We start from the raw sequence: 21,081 nt of genomic DNA, 5'->3' as shown, positions 1-21,081 counted from the left end.
TACCGGACGAAACATGCTCTCCGTCAACCGATGCAGTGCGTCCTCGGTACGGCATCATGTCGACGGCGGCCGAGTCGACGGTGACCGGGTGGACGGTGGCCACTGGGACGACCAGTTCTCCGGCTCGACCTCCCCGACGTCCACGTCGTGCCCGAAGAGCTCACGGGCGAGCGCACGCGCACGATCCTGTACTTCCGCCGAGGTGAGTTCGTCCGCGAGCACCAACGACAGCCTCGCCAGACGGTCGGCCGGCTCGCCGATCCGGTGTACCGTGCACCTCCAGTCGTCCACGAGCCCGGTCCCATCGCATCGATCGTCGCGTCGGAACGGTCGTAGCCACTCGCACCGGATGCCGCACTCGTATTTCAGGATCCGAGAATTCGCGCCTTCTCCCTCTCGAACTCGACCTCGGTGAGCACGCCCTGTGCCTTCAGTTCGGCGAGGTCCTTCAGCGCGGCGATGCGGTCCGTTCCACCCGGAGGTGGGGCGGCCGGAGGAGGCGTGGGCACGGGTTCGGGTTCGGGCGCGTACTGCGCCGGACGACCGTAGACGGCCTGCCCCTGCGATGCCCATCGCTCTCCCTGCCGACGGGAGACGCGGTTGGAGACTGCCGTCGCCGTCCCGGCTACGACTGCGGTGCGAGCCACCCCGCGGAGTAGTCCTGGCATGTCGATCTCCTCCTGTATTTCGTTCGCTCGACTCACATTTCGACGTCGAGCTTCTCCAGCGAAGCCAGGATGCTCTGGACCGGGATACGCCCGGACGCGACGAGTTCGGCACCGTTGCGACGCAGTGCCCGCGCCAGCGGAGCAGCCCAGGTGTTCTCGTAGACGAGTACGGCCGCCGAGCAGCCGGGTTCGAGCGCAGCCCCCGCTTCGTCGAAATCGGTGTCGCCGAGCAGGCCCGACGACGCCTCCGCGAACAACGTCACGTCGACTTCTCCTTCGAGTCCGACCTCGGAGATGTCGATCCCGGTGACCGAACCGTCGGTGTCCTTGCGGACGAACGCGAGATCGAGCACCCGGATGATGCCTTGCTCGACGAGGTCGAGCAGCAGCGGTAGCGCAGAGCCGTTCGGTGGTCGGTCGGCAGGGAATTCGATGACGAGGTAGTCGACCGGGCCCATCTCGTCTATATCCGAATCGGTCACCTGGAGCCTCGTTTCGATGAAAGATCGTTCACGGAAGCCGGGAGCCGACTTCCGTCGGTGTCGTCGAGAACAGATCCCCCTCCCGTCGAGTATGACCGCCCGACGGCCACTTCTGAAGCGAATACGGTTCGAATTCCTGTCCGAGCGATCCGCAGCGGCGCATACTGGATCCGGCCCCGAAAGGGGGCGATGCCGGGATGACCACGAACATCGGCGCGGGCGGTGAAGAGCCCCGACCGGGCCGGCTGGACGACGACGAACGCGCCGAACTCGACCGGTCGCGTGCGGAGGTCGCCACGCTTCGGGAGCGAGCCGCTGTCGGGGTCGAGCCCGTTCCCGAGCCGCGGCCCGGCGAGACACGGATGGCGCTGGGCTGCGGTTGCGCTGCTCACCGTGCTGGTCGCGGTTCTGGCCGTCCTCTCGGTCACCGCACGGTTCGTGCGCAGCGAGATCCTCGACACCGACCGGTACGTGACCACCGTCGCCCCACTGGGCTCGAATCCCGCCGTCCAGACACAGATCGCGAATTCCGTTACCGACGAGATCTTCACGCGCGTCGACGTCGAAGGACTGACGACCGACGCTCTCGTTGCTCTCACCGATGCCGTTCCGGCCACGGAGAACGCGCCGCGCGTCGACCGCGCCGTCGAGGGACTGGCACCGGTGATCACCGGGCAGGCACGAAACTTCGTCAACGAGACGGTGTTGTCGCTCGTGCAGAGCGAGCAGTTCGAGGATCTGTGGATCCAGGCCCACCGCGCCGCCCACAACGCATTGGTCGCGGTCGTGACCGGGAACGTCGGACCGTCGTCGGTGACGGTCGACGATTCGGGCACGGTGAGCATCTCGCTCGGCACGGTGATCGACAACGTGAAGGGACGTCTTCTCGACCGCGGTTTCACGTTCGCCGAGAAGATCCCGAGTGTCGACAAGCAGTTGGTCCTGTTCCGATCACCGGAACTGGTCCGGGCGCAGCGGGCGGTGAACACTCTCGACAACGTTTCGGATGTGCTGCCCTGGATCACTCTCGCCGCTCCCGCCGGCGCAGTCGCTGTCGCGCCGCCGGGCCGTCGCCTACGCGCACTCGCCTTCGTCGGCCTCGCACTGGTCGTAGGAATGTTCGTTCTGGCGGTCGCGCTCATCATCGTCCGGTCGATGTATCTCGACGATGTCCCGCCCGACGTCCTGTCGCCGGAGGCGGCAGCAGCCATCATCGATGCCGTGCTGATGCCGCTGCGGACCAGCCTTCGGGCGGTCGCGGTGCTCGGACTGGTGATCGCTCTCGGTGCCTACCTCACCAGTGGCTCGTCCTCCGCCCGGACCGTTCGGCGTGGGCTCGGCCGCAGCCTCGATGCCGTTCAGCGACTGCGACAGCCCCGTTCGCCGAATCCCTTCGAGAAAACCGCTTTCCGCGCCCGCACCGCCATCCGATCGGTCATCATCGGAGCGGCCGCACTGCTCGTGATGTTCTGGCGTTATCCCACCGGACTCGTGGTCACGCTCATCGTGCTGGGTGCGGTACTGGCACTGCTCGCTCTGGAACTGGTGATCAGGCCCGCGCGCAACCCTGGGAACCAACCGACGACCTGATCGTTGCCGCACTCGGCGGGAGCGACGTCTGTAGCGGGGAATTCGTCGTGATCACATCGAGCGCACGGGCGAGATCGGCGCGAACGGCCGGAACTCCTGATCGCTCCCCCGAACGACACCCGCGCTCGACTCGGGAACCTCCAGCCAAGCCCCTTCGAGATCCCGAAGGGGTTCGGACACCACGAAGCGGGTGTCGTCCCCCAGCTTGTACAGCACTTCCACTTCGGGATGCTGCGCCCGTATCGCCTTGATGTCGGCCGAGTAGAACAACGAGCGTGTCTTCCGCCCCGTCGAATACCGGAACACCCAGACGCAGCTGCCGTCGGTGGTGGCGATCGTTCCCTGCATGGGATTCTCGATGCCCATGCGTGCTCCGATGTCCTCCACGAAACCGACGGCCTTCGCCACGCCGGTGAACGGGTCGTCGGCGAGGCCGAAGGTGAGCGCGAGGTAGAACAGCATCTCGGAATCCGTCGATCCCCGGATCGCGTCGTAGAGACCCGGATCTACGGCCATCGCCAGGTCCCGTTTCATGAGGTGGAATCCGTGCACCGCCCCGTTGTGCATCCACAACCTGTTGTCGTAGCGGAAGGGGTGGCAATTGGTGCGCTGCACCGGAGTTCCCGTCGAGGCGCGGACATGCGCGAACATCAACGGCGTACGGATCTGCGTGGCGAGCTCGCGGAGGTTGCTCTCGTTCCAGGCGGGTTCGATGCACTTGAACAATGCCGGTCTCGGGCCTTCTCCGTACCAGCCGATGCCGAAGCCGTCCCCGTTCGTGGTAGTTGCGCCCATCTTGGAATGCAGGCTCTGGTCGATCAGGGAGTGCACCGGCCGGAAGAGCAGGTCGTCCATCAGGACGGGATCACCGGTATACGCCATCCATCTGCACATCCCTCCATTGAAGTCGTGGGATACGCCGGAATGTGAGATCCGAAGAGTTCAATTCGGCCACAATATCTTCCGCAATCGGGCGGAATCGAGGTGCGGGGGTGGCACACGCACTCCCGGACGGTTGCGGGGAACACGAACTCGTAGCGCTCCGGTGGAGATCGTGCATCGTACCGGTGTCGACAGCATCACCGACTCGCCGTCGACTCCGACCGGAATTTCCGGTACGTCCGCATGGACTACCACTTCTGTCGCCGTGCGCTGCAACAGTCCTCGGTCGTGGGTGCGGCGGAACAGGCCGACCGCCTGGCGTGCGTTCGAGACCGAGATCGCGACGACACCGAGCCGGCCGCTGTCCAGGCGGGGCCGTCGGCCCATTCCTGCCAGGTCGTCGAAGGCGTACGGACCGTTGCTGACCAACACCGCCTGAGGTCCCTCGACGGTCTCGGTGTCGATGTGCGCCCGCAGGCCCGGCCTACCCTGCTCACCGAGCAGATCGGGCAGCATCTGCAGCACCGTCGCCGTCTTGTCGGCACGGTACTGCGGACTCCGGACCACCTCCGCGTAGACACCGAAGGACGCATTGTTGACGAACGGCCACCCGTTGATCCGGCCGAGATCGACGCGCAGTTCGACCCCGTCACGGAGGGCGTCCAGACCCGCGGCGGGATCCTCCCGATCCAGTCCGAGGTCGAGAGCGAAATGGTTGCGGGTTCCGGCGCTGATCACCACGAACGGAAGTCGATGTTCTGCTGCGACCGCCGCGACCAGAGCCTGGGTTCCGTCGCCACCCGCAACACCGAGCAGGTCCGCCCCGCGCTCGACGGCCTTCTCCGCCAGTTCGGTGACATCGAGTTGCTGCGGTCCACTCAACAACGCCACTTCAGCCCCGAGTTCCTCGGCTTTGCGCTGCAGATCGAAACGGACGACCTTGCCGCCGCCGGAGCGTGGATTCATGACGAAGAAGGGATGCCGAACGGGTACGGCCGGAAAGACCGGCTGCGGCGCCGGTCGAGCATGTCGTAGAGCGCGGCGCCCACACGCGACCGCCACCGCGACGAGCAGCACCGACACGATCGCAACCCACAGGTGACCCGACGCCGCGAAGACGACGATCACGACCACCGGCGCGAGGACGGTCATGGCCAGAGCTGCCCCGCGGATCACGCCCCGGTGGGTGAGGAACCAGTAGGCCCCGGCAACGGCCAGGGCTACGCCGACCACCGCGACCAGCAGCAGTGCGACGACGCCACGCAGACCCGCCTCCGCGAGCGGCACCACGATCGCCGCGGTCACGGCGAGACAGGCCGCCCACGCCCACCACCGCGATTCGGCGGCATGCCCGCCGCTACCCGGGTCGTGATCCTCGGACATGGGCGTCGACCTCGCATTCGCGTCGAGTACCGAGCACTCGGCGACGGATCCGATCCGCGGGCGGGCCGCGGTTGTCCTTACGGGTCTACGCCTTTCCCGGGGACGTGTCCAGAGGCGTCAGTTCCCGCCGTAACGGCGCGCGAAGGTGTCGAACGACGACTGCAGGTCGCCGTGCAGGACGCGCGCAACCCCGATCCGATCGGACCGAACAGGGGCGCACCGCCGAGGTCGATCTTCATCGACAGCGTCGAACCGTCCCCGCGAGCTGCAACGGCGAGTCGCATGGAGAACTTCGTACCTCCCTTGCCGGTCCCCTTCAACACCACGTGGTGCGGCGCGTCCAGCTCGACGATGGTCCACGTGACGCGGTTGCGCATGCCCTTGACGGATACCACCGACTGCAGGGTGGTGCCCTCGGCGAGGGTGTCCGGCAGGTCGCTGCGCCACCCGTCGTGGATGCTCAGCCACTCCCCGAACGACTCGAGGCGGGAGGCGTGCTCCCACGCTGTGTGCGGGTCGAGCGGAAGGTCGGTGGACACTTCGAGTTTCGCCATGGTCCGCAACAGTAGACGGTCCGTTCCGCCGGCGGGGCGCCCCGACACGACGGTGGCCCGCCCCCGGCTCGGGAGCGGGCCACGCGGCGCAGAGGATCAGTGGGAGACGGCCTTCTCCACACCGACGCCGGTGAGCGAGCGGACCTCCATCTCCGCCTGCTTGTACCGGTCCTCCTGCTTGCGGCGTCCGACGTAGGTGCCGACGATGCCGAGCGCGAACGCGAGCGGGATGGACACGATGCCCGGGTTCGACAGAGGGAACCAGGAGAAGTCCACGTTCGGGAACATCGCCGAGGGTGCACCGGACACCGCCGGGGAGAACACGATGAGCACGAGGCAGCTGATCAGACCGCCGTAGATGCTGAACAGGGCGCCGGTCGTGTTGAACTTCCGCCAGAACAGCGAGTACAGCAGGGTGGGCAGGTTCGCCGAGGCGGCGACCGCGAAGGCCAGGGCCACCAGGAAGGCGATGTTCTGTCCCATGGCGAGGATACCGAGGACGATCGCCACCAGACCGATCACGACGACCGTGATCCGCGAGACCCGCACCTGCTCGTCCTCGGTGGCGTTGCCACGCTTGATGACACTGGCGTAGATGTCGTGGGCGAAGGATGCCGAGGCGGTGATGGCCAGGCCGGCGACGACCGCGAGGATCGTGGCGAAGGCGACGGCCGAGATGATCGCCAGGAACAGAGTGCCGCCGAGTTCGAAGGCCAGCAACGGAGCCGCAGAGTTCTCCTTGCCGGGAGCGCCGAGGATCGCGTCGGGGCCGACCATCTTCGCGGCACCGTAACCGAGCACCAGGGTGAACAGGTAGAAGGCGCCGATGAGGGCGATGGCCCAGGTGACCGAACGACGTGCTTCCTTGGCGGTCGGCACGGTGTAGAAGCGCATCAGCACGTGCGGCAGGCCCGCGGTGCCGAGGACCAGCGCGAGACCGAGCGAGAGGAAGTCGATCTGCGTCATGTTGCTGATGCCGTACTTGGCACCGGGAGCGAGCACGTCACGCTGCGCGACGGCCTCGTTCGACGAGCTCGACACCATCGCCTGAGCGTCGGCGAGCAGCTGCGAGAAGTTGCCCCGCACCGCGAACAGGACGAGCACGAACATCAGGCCCGCCCCGGCGACGAGCAGCACGGCCTTGACCATCTGCACGTAGGTCGTGCCCTTCATGCCGCCGATGAGCACGTACACGATCATGAGCACACCGACGACCGCGACGACGATCGCCTGGCCGGCCTTGCCCTCGATGTCGAGCAGCAGCGCGACGAGTCCGCCGGCGCCGGCCATCTGTGCGAGCAGATAGAACAGCGACACCGCGAGGGTCGAGAGCGCCGCCGCCATGCGGACGGGGCGTTCCTTGAGCCGGAAGCTCAGCACGTCGGCCATCGTGAACCGGCCGGTGTTGCGGAGCAGTTCGGCGACGAGCAGTAGGGCGACGAGCCATGCGACGAGGAAGCCGATCGAGTACAGGAAGCCGTCGTATCCGTAGACGGCGATCGCACCGGCGATACCGAGGAACGACGCGGCCGACAGGTAATCGCCGGCGATGGCGAAGCCGTTCTGCGGCCCGGAGAACTGGCCACCGCCGGTGTAGAAGTCGGAGGCCTTCTTCGTCGTGCGGCTGGCCTTGATGACCAGGCCCATCGTCACGACGACGAACGCGACGAAGATGGCGATGTTGAGGATCGGGTTACCGACGTCGGCCCCACTCTGCGCGAGAACGGTCACTGCTGCGGTCCTTCCAGTTCCTCGCGGATCGCGGCGGAACGCGGATCCAGCTCACGGCCGGCGAACTTCACGTAGACGGCGGTGATCACGAAGGTCGTGACGAACTGGCCGAGACCCAGGATCAGCCCGACGTTGATGTTGCCGATGACCTTCGTCGCCATGAACTCGTCCGCGTAGGTGGCGAGCAGGACGTACAGGGCGTACCAGGCCAGGAAGAACGCCGTCACCGGGAACACGAAACGGCGCAGACGGCTGCGCAGTTCCTGGAACTCCGGGCTCTCCTGCATCGTGACGAACTCCTGCGGCGTCGGTATCCGTCGCTGCTGGGGTACGCCACTCTCGCTGAGTGGTGCTGTGGTCACTACCGACTCCTTGGTCGTCGTGTGAGGTGAGGATGATCACAACGCTAATGAGACGGCTGTCACACGAACAGAGGATGCAAGAGATGGAACGACGAGGGGTGTCCTCGTGCGACGAACGGTCACGTCACCGCGACGAACGGCGCCTCTCCCCGGGTCCCCGCCCCCGGTCGCCGAACGCTCCGAGTTCGCGGTCGCGGCCCATGCCGAGCCGCTCGGGCACGTGCATGCGAGAGAAGGTCCTGCCGACGTCGCGCGGGATCCGGCGACGCGTCAGCACGCTCACCGCGATCATCGTGACGAACGCCAGCGGCACGCTCAACGCCGCAGGATAGGCAGAGAGCACCGTCGGCCACCCTGCGGCCACCGACGGATCGATCGGCAGCAGCACGGTGGCCAGGGCGGCGCCCCCCGCAACGAGACCACCGACGACCATCCCTGCCGCGGCACCGATCGCGGTGAGGCCACGCCACCAGATCCCCAGGACCAGCAGCGGACACAGCGTCGACGCAGCGATCGCGAAGACCTGCCCCACCGAACGCGACAGGTCGAGCGAGGTCACCGACAGCGCCAGCACGAGCGGCACCACGCCCGCGAGCACCGCGGCGATCCGGAAGTCGCGCACCCGTCCGCGCAGCACGTCCGTGGACAGCACGCCCGCGACACTGACCAGCAACCCGGAGGAGGTCGACAGGAAGGCCGCGATCGCGCCCGAGGCTACGAGGGCCGCGAGCAACTGCCCTCCCCAGCCGGACAGCACCGATCCCGGCAGCAAGAGCACCGCGGCGTCCGACCGTCCCGTGATGAGCAACTGTGGGACGTACAGGCGCGCGAACACTCCGAGCAGCGTCGGGAACAGATAGAACAGCCCGAGCAGCCCGATCACGGCAAAGGACGTCATGCGCGCCGCGCGACCGTCCGGGTTCGTGTAGAAGCGCACCAGCACGTGCGGCAGACCCATGGTTCCGAGGAAGGTCGCAAGCATCAGCGAGTAGACCTGGAACAACGGATGTTCGCTGCTCGCCCCCAATCCGGCCCCCGGCGACGCCCAGCTGTCGTTGTCGGTCGGCGCACCGGCCACCACCGGCACCGGAGAACCGGCATCGAGGACGAGTTCGGTGCTTGCCCCGAGGACGTGCTCTCCCGGCTCGAGTTCGAAGTCACCTGCGACCGATCGGCCGTCGATCTCCCCGGTCACCACGACCGGCAACGGCTCGGCGACCTGCACGACCACGTCGATCGTCACGTCGACGGTCGTGATCTCCGCGACGGTGGGCGGCACGGGTTCGTCGACGGCCCGGTGGTCGCCGACGAAGTGCAACGTGAGGACCAGTGCGGGCAGGGCGACCGCGGTGAGCTTGAGCCAGTACTGGAAGGCCTGCACGAACGTGATCGAGCGCATCCCACCGCCGACCACGTTGGCCACGACGATCACCCCGACCACGGCGACGCCCACCCAGTCGGGCACTCCCAGAAGGATGTTGAGCGTGAGTCCCGCGCCCTGGAACTGCGGCACCAGATACAGGATGCAGATGATCGCCACGACCATCATCGACAGCGTGCGCAGCCACTTCTCCCCCAGCCGGAACTCCGCGAAGTCCGGGACGGTGTAGGCACCCGAACGTCGCAGCGGCGCAGCGACGAACAGCAGCAGACCCAGATAGCCGGCTGTGAAACCGACGGGATACCACAGGGCATCGGCACCGAACTTCGCGACGAGCCCGGCCACCCCGAGAAAGGATGCCGCCGAGAGGTATTCACCGGAGATGGCTGCGGCGTTCCAGCGTGGCCCGACGCTGCGGGAGGCGACGAGGAAGTCCGAGGTGGTGCGCGCCATCCGCACGCCGTACACACCGATCGCGACGGTGGCGATCGCCGCGGCGACGAGACCGACGACGGTGACGACGGGAATCGATCCGCTCACGGGGTCGTCAATCGTCGGTGAGGTCGGTGAAATCCTGCTCGTTGCGTTCGGCGAGGCGCAGATACACCCACGCGATACCGAGCAGGATCGGATAACCGACCACACCGAGCAACACCCACGGCAGGCGGATCCCGAGGACCGTCACCACGGCGAGACCGGGAGCGACATGGAACAGCACCGGAATGGCGCCCAGCAGGCACACGGTGAACAGCGCGACCCGCAGGGCGAGCCCGAGCTGTGCCCGGACCAGCCCGCGGACCATCGCGTCGCCCACCTCGGTCTGTTGCTGCACCTCGACCCGGGTGCGGACCATGCGCGCCCCGCGCCGTTCGGCGAGGACTACACGCTGCCGCTGCGGGGGCGATCCGCCGGTGGTGCTCATCGCGACGTCCACGACTGCATCGGACCGCGGATGAGCCGGTCCTTGAGTTCCCGCGTGTGCCGGCGGCTGACCGGCAGTTCGACGGGCGGGGAGTTGCTGTCGCTGCGCAGGCACACGACGAGACCCGAACCCACACTGCGGATACCGGTGACGAGCGGCAGCGCCACGAGAAAGGAGCGGTGCACGCGCAGGAAGCCGGCATCGGCCCAGCGGCTCTCGAGCGTCGATATCGGGATCCGCACCAGGTGCGAACCGGTCGCGGTGTGCAGTCGCGCGTAGTCGCCCTCGGCTTCGACCCAGTGGACCGACGAGCGCGGCACGAGCGTGGTGACACCGCCGAGCTCGACCGGGATCACGTCGTCGCTCTGGCCGGTGTCGGATGCGGCCTGCGCCGCGGGTCGGCTGCGTTCGGCGATCCGCCGGACCGCTTCGGCGAGTCGTTCCTCCCGCAGCGGCTTGAGGACGTAATCGACGGCGCCGAGGTCGAACGCCGAGACCGCGCGATCGTCGTGCGCGGTCACGAACACCACGGCCGGGGACACCGCGAAATTGCGCAGGATGCCTGCGAGTTCCAGCCCGTCGAGTCCGGGCATGTTGATGTCGAGGAAAACCGCGTCGATGCCTCCGTCGCGCAGCACGCGCAGAGCGGTCGTCGCGTCTCCCGCGGTGTGGACGACGCCGATCTCCTCCTGCGCGCGCAGCAGGTAGGCCAGCTCGTCGAGGGCGGGCGGTTCGTCGTCGACCGCCAGCACGGTCAGGTTGTCTGTGATCTCGTTCACGGCGAATCCATCGTGCCATGCCCGGTGTTCCTCACGGCCGGATACCCGCCCTGAACTTCGGCACGCGCATGCTCACCCGGGTGCCGGCCCCCGGCGCGGTCTCGACGACGAGGCCGTAGTCGTTACCGAAAGCCGCACGCAGCCGGTCGTCGACGTTGGCGAGACCCACGTGCGCGGACTCGCGGACACCGCTGCCGTGCTCGCTCTCGGCGATCGCGTCGAGCGTGCCCGATCGCAGCAGGTCCGGGTCCATGCCGATCCCGTCGTCCTCGACGCTGATGACGCAGTCGGTGCCCTCGTCCGCCGCGGTGATGGTGATCGTGCCCGTGCGAGTTTCCTTGCCCGCGATCCCGTGTCGCACGGCGTTCTCGACGAGCGGCTGCAGAGCGAGGAAGGGCAGCGTCACGTTGAGCACCTCGGGCGCGATCTGCAGGCGCACCTCGAGGGCGTTGCCGAAGCGGGCACGTTCGAGCGTCAGGTACCGGTCGATGTTGCGCAGTTCGTCGGCGAGCAGGGTGTACTCACCGGCCGCGCGGAACGAGTAGCGGGTGAAGTCGGCGAAATCCAGCAGCAGTTCGCGGGCCCGGTCCGGGTCGGTCCGGACGAACGACGCCACCGTGTTGAGCGCGTTGTAGATGAAGTGCGGACTGATCTGGGCGCGCAGCGCGCGGACCTCCGCGCGGTCGAGCCGGGCGCGGGAGGCATCGAGTTCGGCCAGCTCGATCTGACTGCACGCGTACCGCGCCACCTCGGTGATCGCGCCGAGCAGCGCCGGGCCGGGTTCGACGGTCGTCACGACGCCGAGCACCCCCGCCACACCCATGTCCTCCACGACGAGCGGCTGGGCGATCAGTGCGCGGGCCGCGAGGTCGCCGTGGTCTCGTCGCAGGTCGTGGTGCCCGACGAGCACGCGACGCTTGTCGGCGACGGCACGGCCCGCGGCGGTGATCATCGCGTCCGTCAGTTCGTCGAACGGGCCGTCCCAGGCGAGCAGGGCGCCGTTCTCGTCCAGCAGCGCCACCGCGCGCGCTTCGGCCAGCAGCATCCGCAGGTGCGGAGCGGCCTCCTTCGCGGACGACGCGTCGAGCCCGGCGCGCAGGGGGCGCGCCGCGAGGGACGCCGTGTGCAGGGTCGCGTGGACCGCGCGTTCGGCGGGTGTGGTGACCACCCGCCGGGTCCACAGCACCACCGAGACCACGACCAGCACCAGGAGCAGTACCACCGCGGCGAGCTCGATCGCGATCATGCGCTCACGTTACGTCGAATCGATCGCCGTCGAGTTGCGCCTCGACAACGGCAGTCTGCTCCCGGGATGCGCGGTCAGTTCTCCCCACCGAGTCGGCCGGACAACCGGCGGAGGCGTTCTAGGCTCGCGCCGTCCAGTCCGACGATGGTGACCGTCTTGCCTTTGGCCGCGTACTTCTGCTGGATCGCATCGAAGGTCGCGACGGTGGACGCGTCCCAGATGTCGGCGGCGGTGAGGTCGACGACGACGTTCTCCGGGTCGCCGATGTAGTCGAACTGGAAGACGAGATCGTTGCTCGACGCCCAGAACAGTTCCCCCGTGACCCGGTAGGTGCACGTGTCGTCGCTCGTGAGGGTCCTCTCGACCGTGGTCATGTGCGCGACCCGGCGGGCGAACAGCACCATCGCGGTGAGCACTCCGAGCGACACCCCGATCGCGAGGTTGCCGGTGCTCACCGTGGCCACGACGGTGACGACCATGACGACGGTCTCGCTGAGCGGCATCAACCGCAGCGTCCGCGGGTGGACGCTGTGCCAGTCGACCGTCGCGATCGACACCATGATCATCACGGCGACGAGGGCGGCCATCGGAACCAGACCGACGATGTCGCCGAGCGCGACCACGAGGATCAGCAGGAACACGCCGGCCGCCAGGGTGGACAGACGGGTCCGTGCCCCGGAGACCTTGACGTTCATCATGGTTTGGCCGACGACGGCGCAGCCGCCCATGCCACCGAAGAATCCGGTCACGATGTTGGCGACGCCCTGGCCCCAGCCCTCGCGGGTCTTGTCCGACCGGGTGTCGGTGATGTCGTCGACGAGTTTGGCCGTCATCAGCGATTCCATGAGGCCGACGAGGGCCATCGCGAGCGCATACGGCGCGAGGATCCGGAGGGTCTCGAAGGTCAGCGGCACGTCCGGGAAGAGGAGGGTGGGCAGGCTCTCGGGCAGTTCACCCTGGTCCGCGACGTCCGGCACGTTCAGCGAGAAGGCCACGGTCACGGCGGTGAGGAGCACGATCGTGACGAGCGGAGCCGGCACGTCCTCGGTGATCTTCGGGAGGAACACCAGCACCAGCAGACCTGCCGCCACCAGCGGGTAGACCATCCACGGCACGTCCACGAGGTGCGGGATCTGGGCGACGAAGACGAGGATCGCGAGCGAGTTGACGAAGCCGACCATGACGCTGCGCGGCACGAACCGCATGAGCTTGGCGACGCCGAGGAAGCTGAGCAGCACCTGGAAGACGCCGCCGAGGATCACCGTCGCGATGAGATGGTCCACCCCGTACTGCTCGGACACCGGGGCGATCACGAGTGCCACGGCCGCGGTCGCCGCCGAGATCATCGCGGGCCGTCCCCCGACGATCGCGATGGTGATGGCCATGGTCACCGAGGCGAACAGCCCGACCCGGGGGTCGACGCCGGCGATCACGGAGAAGGCGATGGCTTCCGGGATCAGGGCGAGCGCCACGACCAGGCCGGCCAGAAGTTCGGTCTTCAGACGAGCAGGTGACCGGAGAGCGAACCGAACGGAGACGTCGGTGCGGGGATCGTGCGGCACCTGTTCCGGGCCGTGCGGGGTGTTCACTTGCGGAAAGTCTACCGTTGCGCCCGGTTGTCCCACCGTTGTGCACTGTCGTCCTACCGTTGTGCACTGTCTCGTCCTACCGTTGTGCACTGTCTCGTCCTACCGTTGTGCACTGTCGTCCCAACGACGGCGGCGGATGCGCTCCTCCACCGCCGCTTCGTCGATGTCCAGGCTCTCGAGCACGTCGCGGAGGATCTCGTCGTCGAGTTCACCCCGATCGCGAGCGTCGATGAGGGCCTGGCGTCGCGCCTGCAGGGATGCCCGCCGGATGTCGTCGAACAACGCGGCCAGTCGTGTTCCGGCGTCCTCCGCGGTGTCCTCGACGGTCTCCGCCTCCTGCCGGGATCGGAGTGACTTGCGTGCCTTGGCCAGAAGTCTGTCGTAGATCTCCGGGTCCACGCCGTCAGGTGGATGCGCGGCGAGTTCGGTGAGAACCCGGTCGCTCGACTCGGCCGAGATCCTGCGGGCCACGGTCATCTGTTCCTCGGTCCGCAGCCGCTCGTAGGGGTCGGTGACGTCGAGTCTGCGGATGAGCCACGGCATCGTCGCGCCCTGGATGAGGAGTGTGCCGATGGCGACGACCAGCGCGGAGATCTGGATCATCTCGCGGCCGGGGAAGGCAGCACCCGATGCGATCACCACGGGCACCCCACCGGCTGCGGCGAGGGTGACGACCCCACGCATGCCCGCCCACGACACCACGACATGTTCCCGGAAGTTCAGTTGGTCGCGGCCGAGGCGTTCGGATCCGGCGCGCCGCACGAGCGCGCGTCGCCCCCAGTGCAGCAGACCCCATGCGGGTCGCACGATCATGACGACGAGCAGGATCACCACTGCACCGAGCAACGCGAGGCGCAGGTCGGCACCGCTGTCGCGGACCTCGTCGAGGACGAACCGCAGTTGCAGGCCCATGTAGGCGAAGACGAAAGTCTCGAGCACCACGTCGACGCTCTTCCACACCGCGCGTTCCTGCAGTCGCGTGCTCACCGAGACCTCGGTGGCACGGTGCCCGATGAACAGTCCGGCGGCGACGACGGCGAGCACTCCCGAGGCGTGGATCTCCTCGGCGGCGAGATAGGCCGCGAACGGCAGCACCAGGCCGAGCACGGTCTCGAGAGGCGAGTCGTACATCCGGGCGCGGATCAGGTGGACGGCGTACGCGAGCACCAGGCCGACGGCGATCCCGCCCGCGACCTCGTAGAGGAAGAACAGGAACGGGGAGTCGGCGAGGATGTGTGTGCCGGTGACGGCCGAGATCGCCACGGTGAACAGGGTCAGGGCGGTGGCGTCGTTGACCAGACCTTCCCCGGTCAGCACCGCGATGACCCGTTTCGGCAGTCCGAGTCGCTGTCCCACGGCGACGGCACTGACCGCGTCGGTCGGTGCGACGACCGCGCCGAGAGCGAGCGCCGCACCGAAGGTCAGCGTCGCCATCATCGCGGACGCCGTCCACGCCACGACGAACGCCGTGACGAGCACGGTGTAGATGCCGAGCCGCAGGATCGACGGCAGGTACTGCCGGAAGGTGGGAACCGAGAACCGCAGGGCCGACGAATACAGCAGCGGCGGCAGGACGACCCCGAGGATGATGTCCGGATCCAGTTCGAGCCGCGGCAGACCCGGCGCGAACGACACCAGTGCGCCGACGGTGACGAGCACGAGCGGGGCCTGCAGGTCGCGTCGCGACGCGACGGCGGTCACCGCGATCCCGGCGATGACGACCAGCAGGATCCACGCGCCGTTCATCGCGACGGCACCGTGCCAGGTGTCCGGTTCACGGTGTGATGGTGACACAGCCGGCGGCCGGCCGTCGCGAACCTGCAGGTCGTTTGCACCGATCCGGCCGGGGTATGCAACCGATCGACCGCCGTGTACCCGGCCCAGCGAGGAGTGCGTGTGATCCCAGCCCGCGACGACGACGGCTATGCGGACCTGCGCACCTATGCCGCGCTGGGTGACGGTGACACCGTCGCCCTCGTCGCCGAGGACGGGTCGGTGGACTGGTATCCGGTACCGCTCCTCGATTCGCACCCGGTCTTCGCACGACTGCTCGACGCACCGGCGGGCGGTTCCATCGAGTTGCAGCCGGTCGACGAGTTCACCGTCGAACGCGCATACGTGCCGGGCACGAACGTGCTGAGCACCGTCTTCACCACCGCACACGGCCGGGTCCGGGTGACCGATTCGATCGACACGGGTGTCGCCGGGCGGTTGCCCTGGGGTGAGCTCGCCCGCCGCGTCGAAGGCCTGGACGGCGAGGTCTCGATGCGCTGGACGGTTGCCCCCGGCACCGGACTGGGCCGGTACCAGCCCTGGTGCGACCGGACCGAACACGGACCCGTCCTGCGGGTGGGGACCGTGAGCATCGGAGTGCGCACGTCCGGCACCGGCGAACCGGTGATCGAGCACCGCTCGATCGGCGGCGGCTTCGTCACCTGGGCCGGATCCCGGCACCTGATCGCCGTGCTGTCGACGGAGAACGAACCCCTGCCGTTGCCCGACGCCGACGCGATCGACGCCAACATCGACCGCACCGTCGACCGGTGGAAGCAGTGGTCGTCGCTCCTGCACTACGACGGGCCGTGGGCCGATGCGGTGATCCGGAGCGCGCTCGCACTGAAACTGTTGCAGAACCGGTCGGGTGCGATCGCCGCAGCGGCGACGACGTCCGTTCCGGAGAGCCCGGACGGCGAGAAGAACTGGGACTACCGTTTCGCCTGGGTGCGCGACGCCGCCTACACCCTGCACGCGCTGATCCGTCTCGGCGATCGCGAGGAGGTGCACGCCGCGATGAGCTGGTTGCTCCGCGTGGTGCGCGATCAGGGTGCCGACGCGGAGGTGTTCACCCGGCTCGACGGCGGAACGCCCGACGACGAACGGCGACTGGACGTTCCGGGTTGGCGCGGCATCGGCCCGGTGGTCGAGGGGAACCGGGCCGCAGGCCAATTGCAGCTCGGAATCTACGGCGACCTGTTCGAGATCGTGACCCTCTACAGCAGTGAGGGTTACGTGCTCGACAACGCGACCGCGCGTCTGCTCGCCCGCATCGCCGACCACACCTGCGATGTCTGGCAGCAGGCGGATCACGGCATTTGGGAGCTGCTCGAACGCGAGCACTACACGAACTCGAAGATGAGCTGCTGGCACGCGCTCGACCGCGCCGTCCATCTCGCCGAGGTCGGGCAGATCCCGGGGACGGCGGATCGCTGGCGGCGCGAACGCGATCTCATCCGCGACTGGATCGAGGAGAACTGCTGGTCGGACAAACTGGGTTGTTACATCGCCTATCCCGGCACCGATCGACTGGACGCGTCCGTCCTGCTCGGAGCCGTCGGCGGGTACGACCGGGGGCCGCGCATGCAGGCCACCTGCGACGCCCTGCGACGGGAACTCGGTCGCGGGCCGTTGCTCTACCGGTTCAGCGGCGCCGACAAGGAGGAAGGGACGTTCGTCGCCTGCGCGTTCTGGATGGTCGCGGCGCTGGCCGAGGCGGGACGGACCGACGAAGCCACCGAACTGATGGGCGAACTCGTACCGCTCGCCAACGACGTGGGCCTGTATTCGGAGATGATCGCCGAGGACGGCACCTTCCTCGGCAATCTCCCCCAGGGACTGAGCCATCTCGCACTCATGACGGCTGCACTGACCCTTATCGAGAAGTACTGATCGCCGATCGACCGGAGGAGCGGACAGGTATGACGCTGATAGGTTTTCACGCCTCGCACGAACAGGCGTCCCCATCCCGCCTGCTCGAGGACGTCCGGCTCGCAGAAGCGGCCGGCTTCGAGGCGGCCATGTGCTCGGACCACATCGAACCGTGGTCGCACCGCCAGGGACACTCGGGGTTCGCGTGGTCGTGGCTCGGAGCGGCCCTGGCCACCACGGACCTACGTTTCGGTGTCGTCACCGCGACCGGCTTCCGCTACCACCCCGTCGTCACCGCCCAGGCCACCGCCACTCTGGCATCGATGTTCCCGCAGCGCTTCTGGTTCGCACTCGGCAGCGGCGAGCACTGCAACGAACGCATGTCCGGAGTCGCCTGGCCGCCCAAGGCGGACCGGCAGCAACTCCTCGGCGAGAACCTCGACATCGTGCGACGCCTGCACGCGGGCGAAGTCGTCGACCACGACGGCGCCGTGAAGGTCGACCGCGGACGGGTCTGGGACCGGCCGGAGACTCCTCCCGACATTCTGCTGCCCGCACTGACTCCCGAGACGGCCGGTCGTTTCGCCGACCGGGTCGACGGTCTCGTCACCGTGAACGCCCCGCTCGAGGACCTGCGGCGGATCCTCGGCGCCTACCGCGACGGAGGCGGACACGGACGGACCGTGCTGCAGGTCCATCTGAGTTGGGCGCCCACGCGGGAGCGCGCTCGGGAGATCGCGCGGGAACAGTGGGCGACGAACGCCCTACCGCCGGAACTCATGGCAGAACTCGCCACGCCCGAGGAATTCGAGTCCCACGCCGCCGAACTCGACGACGGCGCCCTCGAGGGCGCGGTGATCGTGTCCGACGATCCCGCCGAACACGTCGACCGCTTGTGCGAATTCGCCGAACTCGGTTTCGACGAGATCTATCTGCACCATGTGGGGCCGGATCAGCGCCCGTTCATCGACACCTTCGGCGACGCCGTACTGCCATACCTGCCGTGAACGGGGCTGCCGCCCCTGCCTCGATCAGGGCTGACGCGGACCCGGTTGCGCTTCGGGTCCGGGACCACCCTCCGGACCGGGCTCCCCGCCGGGTCCGGGCTGCGCGCCCGGTGCGGGATTGTCGGTGGTACCCAGATGCTGACGGGCGGCGTCCTGCGCCTTGTCGACGTGCTGGGTGTACTTCCCGCCGGTACGTCCGTCCACCTGGTCTCCGACCTTCTCGATGAACTGATCGGCCTTGTCGGGGTTCTTCGAGGCGTAGTCCTTGCCCTTGTTCACAAGGCCCTTCACCGAATCCATGAAACCCATCGTTCGGTCCTTCCCTCGTCGGATCGCTGTGAGGTTCGGGCGCACCGATCCGTGCGCTGCGGGTCAGTGTACGCCCGGGAGCAGATCGCCGGAGGCGGCGAACAGGCGGCGATGCTCCCCGTGGAGACGTCCCGACACCCACCACAGGGCCTCGACGAGGACGACTCCGATCAGCCCACACGTCACCGCGATCGTCGAGTACGCGACGTTCGACGGATCGAGCGCGAAGAACTCCCGGGTGAACGGCACGGAGAACAGGATCACGTAACCGAGCACCGAACCGGCGAGCAGCACGATCTTCCACCACTGGTACGGGCGGGCGACCACGGCGAGCACCCACAGCGCGATGATCAGCAGGGTGATCAGGGCCGAGGTGCCGGCCTGGATCTTCTGCTGCTCGGTCTGCTCCGGGCCGCCGTAGACGAGCACGTAACAGACGAAGGTCGCCACACCGACGACCACGCCCGAGGGGATCGCCAGTCGCATCACGCGGGAGACGAAGCCCGAGCGTGCCCGCTCGTTGTTCGGTGCCAGCGACAGCAGGAAGGCGGGGATGCCGATGGTGAACCACGCCGCGATCGTCACGTGCCGGGGCAGGAACGGATAGGGCAACGGCTCGAAGTCGAACACCTGCGACAGCACACCCGACACGCCCACCAGGAAGGCGAGCAGCACCGAGTACACCGTCTTGGTGAGGAACAGGTTGGAGACGCGTTCGATGTTGCCGATGACCCGGCGACCCTCGGCCACCACGTAGGGCAGCGTCGCGAACTTGTTGTCGAGAAGGACGATCTGTGCGACCGCGCGGGTCGCGGGACTGCCCGACCCCATCGCGACTCCGATGTCGGCGTCCTTGAGGGCGAGCACGTCGTTGACGCCGTCGCCGGTCATCGCGACGGTGTGACCGCGCGACTGCAGCGCGCCGACCATCGAGCGCTTCTGATCGGGACGGACCCGGCCGAAGGTCGTCGAGCCTTCGACGACGTCGGCGAGTTCGTTCTCGCCCTCCGGCAGGGAACGCGCGTCGATGGGAGACGCGCTACCCGGCAGGCCGAGCGACGAGGCGACCGCACCGACGGCGATCGCGTTGTCGCCGGAGATGACCTTGACGTCGACCTGCTGGCCGGCGAAGTACTCGAGGGTCGGCTTCGCGTCCGGGCGCACCCGCTGTTCGAGGACGACGAGCGCGACGGGCGTGACCGTGCCGGGGGCGAGTTCGTCGTCGACCGGGCGGTCGCTGCATGCGAGGAGCAGCACCCGCAGCCCGCTCGAGCCGAGTTCCTCGGCGCGTCGCGCCGCCTCGGTGCCGGGGTCGAGCAGCACGTCGGGTGCGCCGAGCAGCCAGTTGCCGTGGGTGCCGTACGACTGGCCGCTCCACTTCTTCGCCGACGAGAACGGCGCGACCGCCGTCGGCTCGCCCCAGCCGGGGGCGGTGGGGAACGCCTCGGCGATCGCGAGGACGCTGGCGTTCGGACGCGGGTCGTCGGCCGCGAGCGCGGCCAGGGCGGCGCGGGCCTCGTCGAGGCCGCTGCCGTCGAGGGACTCGAGATCGGACAGGCGCATGCCGTTCTCGGTGAGCGTGCCGGTCTTGTCGGCACACACCACGTCGACGCGCGCGAGGCCTTCGATCGCCGGCAGCTCCTGCACGAGGCACTGACGACGTCCGAGGCGGACGACTCCGACCGCGAACGCGATGGACGTCATGAGCACGAGACCCTCGGGCACCATCGGCACGAGGGCGGCGACCATGCCGCTCAGCGCGGGGCCGAGCGACTCGCCGCTGGAGAAGAGCTGGTTGTAGATGATGAGCAGACCTGCGGGGATCATCAGGTAGGTGATGAAACGCAGGATCTTGTTGATGCCCGCGTTCAGCTCCGACTTCACGAGCGTGAACTTGCTCGCCTCTTCCGCGAGTCGCGCCGCGTAGGCGTCGCGGCCGACCTTCGTCGCACGGTAGGAGCCGGAGCCGGAGGCGACGAAGCTGCCCGACATCACCGTCGAGCCGGGCACCTTGTGCACGGCATCCGACTCACCCGTCAGCAGCGACTCGTCGAGTTCGAGACCCTGGGCCTCGACCACCTCGCCGTCGACGACCAGCTGGTCGCCGGGGCCGAGCTCGATGATGTCGTCGAGCACCACCTCGCGCGGAGCGATCGGTGCGGCGATGCCGTCCCGGCGCACGACGGGTTTCGTCTGGCTGACGATGGCCAGCTTGTCGAGGGTGCGCTTGGCACGCACCTCCTGGATGATGCCGATGCCGCTGTTCGCGATGATCAGCAGACCGAACATGCCGTCGATGATCGAGCCGGTGGCCAGCACGATCAGCAGCAGCACCCCGAGGATCGCGTTGATCCGGGTGAACACGTTGGCCCGGACGATGTCCTTGACCGATCGGGACGCGCGGTCGGGGACATCGTTGGTGAGGCCACGTGCCACACGCTCGGCGACCTGCTCGGTGGACAGCCCCGTGGCTGCATGGTCGGATGCGAGGACCGGTGCCTCGCCCGTTCCCACCACCGTCGTGGGCTCTTCTACTGCCATGACGAACCAG

At 68.0% G+C, this 21,081-nt stretch carries 17 protein-coding genes and 2 pseudogenes; 3 read left to right on the top strand and 16 right to left on the bottom strand.

The genetic code is table 11. From position 1 onward, the window contains the following. Window positions 1–54: 54 nt before the first annotated feature. The 3 genes from NVV99_RS06745 to NVV99_RS06735 form a co-directional block, all read right to left on the bottom strand. Window positions 55–291, bottom strand: coding sequence for a hypothetical protein (locus tag NVV99_RS06745; protein WP_080678540.1), 237 nt, complete (start codon window positions 289–291; stop codon window positions 55–57). 74 nt (window positions 292–365) lie between these two features. Next, window positions 366–668 (bottom strand): SHOCT domain-containing protein, encoded by a 303-nt coding sequence (locus NVV99_RS06740; RefSeq protein ID WP_024103125.1) that lies wholly within the window; start codon window positions 666–668, stop codon window positions 366–368. A gap of 32 nt (window positions 669–700) precedes the next feature. Then, window positions 701–1,150 (bottom strand): DUF6325 family protein, encoded by a 450-nt coding sequence (locus NVV99_RS06735; protein WP_024103124.1) that lies wholly within the window; start codon window positions 1,148–1,150, stop codon window positions 701–703. A gap of 197 nt (window positions 1,151–1,347) precedes the next feature. Between NVV99_RS06735 and NVV99_RS06730 the strand changes: the two are divergent. Beyond that, window positions 1,348–2,740: pseudogene (locus NVV99_RS06730) on the top strand (hypothetical protein). 51 nt (window positions 2,741–2,791) lie between these two features. Here NVV99_RS06730 and NVV99_RS06725 read toward each other — a convergent pair. From NVV99_RS06725 to NVV99_RS06675, 11 genes and pseudogenes are all read right to left on the bottom strand, one after another. Continuing rightward, on the bottom strand, window positions 2,792–3,622 hold the full coding sequence (locus NVV99_RS06725) for a class II glutamine amidotransferase (protein WP_041803556.1): 831 nt from the start codon (window positions 3,620–3,622) through the stop codon (window positions 2,792–2,794). Window positions 3,623–3,682: 60 nt separating this feature from the next. After that, window positions 3,683–5,005: a diacylglycerol kinase family protein gene (locus NVV99_RS06720; protein ID WP_041803555.1), complete on the bottom strand. Its 1,323-nt coding sequence runs from the start codon at window positions 5,003–5,005 to the stop codon at window positions 3,683–3,685. A gap of 117 nt (window positions 5,006–5,122) precedes the next feature. Then, a pseudogene (locus tag NVV99_RS06715) lies at window positions 5,123–5,559 on the bottom strand (SRPBCC family protein). 96 nt (window positions 5,560–5,655) lie between these two features. Then, a complete protein-coding gene (locus NVV99_RS06710) occupies window positions 5,656–7,290 on the bottom strand; it encodes a cation acetate symporter (RefSeq protein ID WP_019289888.1) in 1,635 nt (544 codons plus the stop codon). Beyond that, a complete protein-coding gene (locus NVV99_RS06705) occupies window positions 7,287–7,652 on the bottom strand; it encodes a DUF485 domain-containing protein (protein ID WP_019289889.1) in 366 nt (121 codons plus the stop codon). The genes NVV99_RS06710 and NVV99_RS06705 overlap by 4 nt, the downstream gene beginning before the upstream one ends. Window positions 7,653–7,776: 124 nt before the next feature. Further along, a complete protein-coding gene (locus tag NVV99_RS06700) occupies window positions 7,777–9,573 on the bottom strand; it encodes a cation acetate symporter (RefSeq protein ID WP_024103123.1) in 1,797 nt (598 codons plus the stop codon). 7 nt (window positions 9,574–9,580) lie between these two features. Next, window positions 9,581–9,955 carry a hypothetical protein gene (locus NVV99_RS06695; RefSeq protein ID WP_024103122.1) on the bottom strand — a complete coding sequence of 125 codons (375 nt, stop codon included), beginning with the start codon at window positions 9,953–9,955 and terminating at the stop codon, window positions 9,581–9,583. Next, a complete protein-coding gene (locus NVV99_RS06690; RefSeq protein ID WP_006551612.1) occupies window positions 9,952–10,734 on the bottom strand; it encodes a LytTR family DNA-binding domain-containing protein in 783 nt (260 codons plus the stop codon). Before NVV99_RS06690 ends, NVV99_RS06695 begins: the two co-directional genes overlap by 4 nt. Before the next feature lie 31 nt (window positions 10,735–10,765). Then, on the bottom strand, window positions 10,766–11,980 hold the full coding sequence (locus NVV99_RS06685) for a sensor histidine kinase (RefSeq protein ID WP_024103121.1): 1,215 nt from the start codon (window positions 11,978–11,980) through the stop codon (window positions 10,766–10,768). A gap of 74 nt (window positions 11,981–12,054) precedes the next feature. Continuing rightward, window positions 12,055–13,569, bottom strand: coding sequence for a SulP family inorganic anion transporter (locus tag NVV99_RS06680; protein WP_024103120.1), 1,515 nt, complete (start codon window positions 13,567–13,569; stop codon window positions 12,055–12,057). Window positions 13,570–13,668: 99 nt separating this feature from the next. After that, window positions 13,669–15,315: a Na+/H+ antiporter gene (locus NVV99_RS06675; RefSeq protein ID WP_024103119.1), complete on the bottom strand. Its 1,647-nt coding sequence runs from the start codon at window positions 15,313–15,315 to the stop codon at window positions 13,669–13,671. 150 nt (window positions 15,316–15,465) lie between these two features. Here NVV99_RS06675 and NVV99_RS06670 point away from each other — a divergent pair, with 150 nt between their 5' ends. Next, complete coding sequence (locus NVV99_RS06670) at window positions 15,466–17,235, top strand: glycoside hydrolase family 15 protein (RefSeq protein ID WP_242411686.1); 1,770 nt, start codon at window positions 15,466–15,468, stop codon at window positions 17,233–17,235. A 29-nt stretch (window positions 17,236–17,264) separates the two neighbouring features. Next, window positions 17,265–18,221 (top strand): TIGR03885 family FMN-dependent LLM class oxidoreductase, encoded by a 957-nt coding sequence (locus tag NVV99_RS06665; RefSeq protein ID WP_024103117.1) that lies wholly within the window; start codon window positions 17,265–17,267, stop codon window positions 18,219–18,221. A 24-nt stretch (window positions 18,222–18,245) separates the two neighbouring features. Here NVV99_RS06665 and NVV99_RS06660 read toward each other — a convergent pair whose 3' ends face one another. Both NVV99_RS06660 and NVV99_RS06655 read right to left on the bottom strand, forming a co-directional pair. After that, window positions 18,246–18,530 carry an antitoxin gene (locus tag NVV99_RS06660; protein ID WP_006551618.1) on the bottom strand — a complete coding sequence of 95 codons (285 nt, stop codon included), beginning with the start codon at window positions 18,528–18,530 and terminating at the stop codon, window positions 18,246–18,248. Window positions 18,531–18,593: 63 nt separating this feature from the next. Then, window positions 18,594–21,071 (bottom strand): HAD-IC family P-type ATPase, encoded by a 2,478-nt coding sequence (locus tag NVV99_RS06655; protein ID WP_024103116.1) that lies wholly within the window; start codon window positions 21,069–21,071, stop codon window positions 18,594–18,596. Window positions 21,072–21,081: the final 10 nt, after the last annotated feature.

It is taken from the genome of Rhodococcus sp. PAE-6 (genome assembly GCF_025290685.1).
GTDB lineage: Bacteria > Actinomycetota > Actinomycetes > Mycobacteriales > Mycobacteriaceae > Rhodococcus > Rhodococcus pyridinivorans.
The sequence above is the reverse complement of the archived record's forward strand: the minus strand, read 5'-3'. Positions and strand labels throughout refer to the sequence as shown.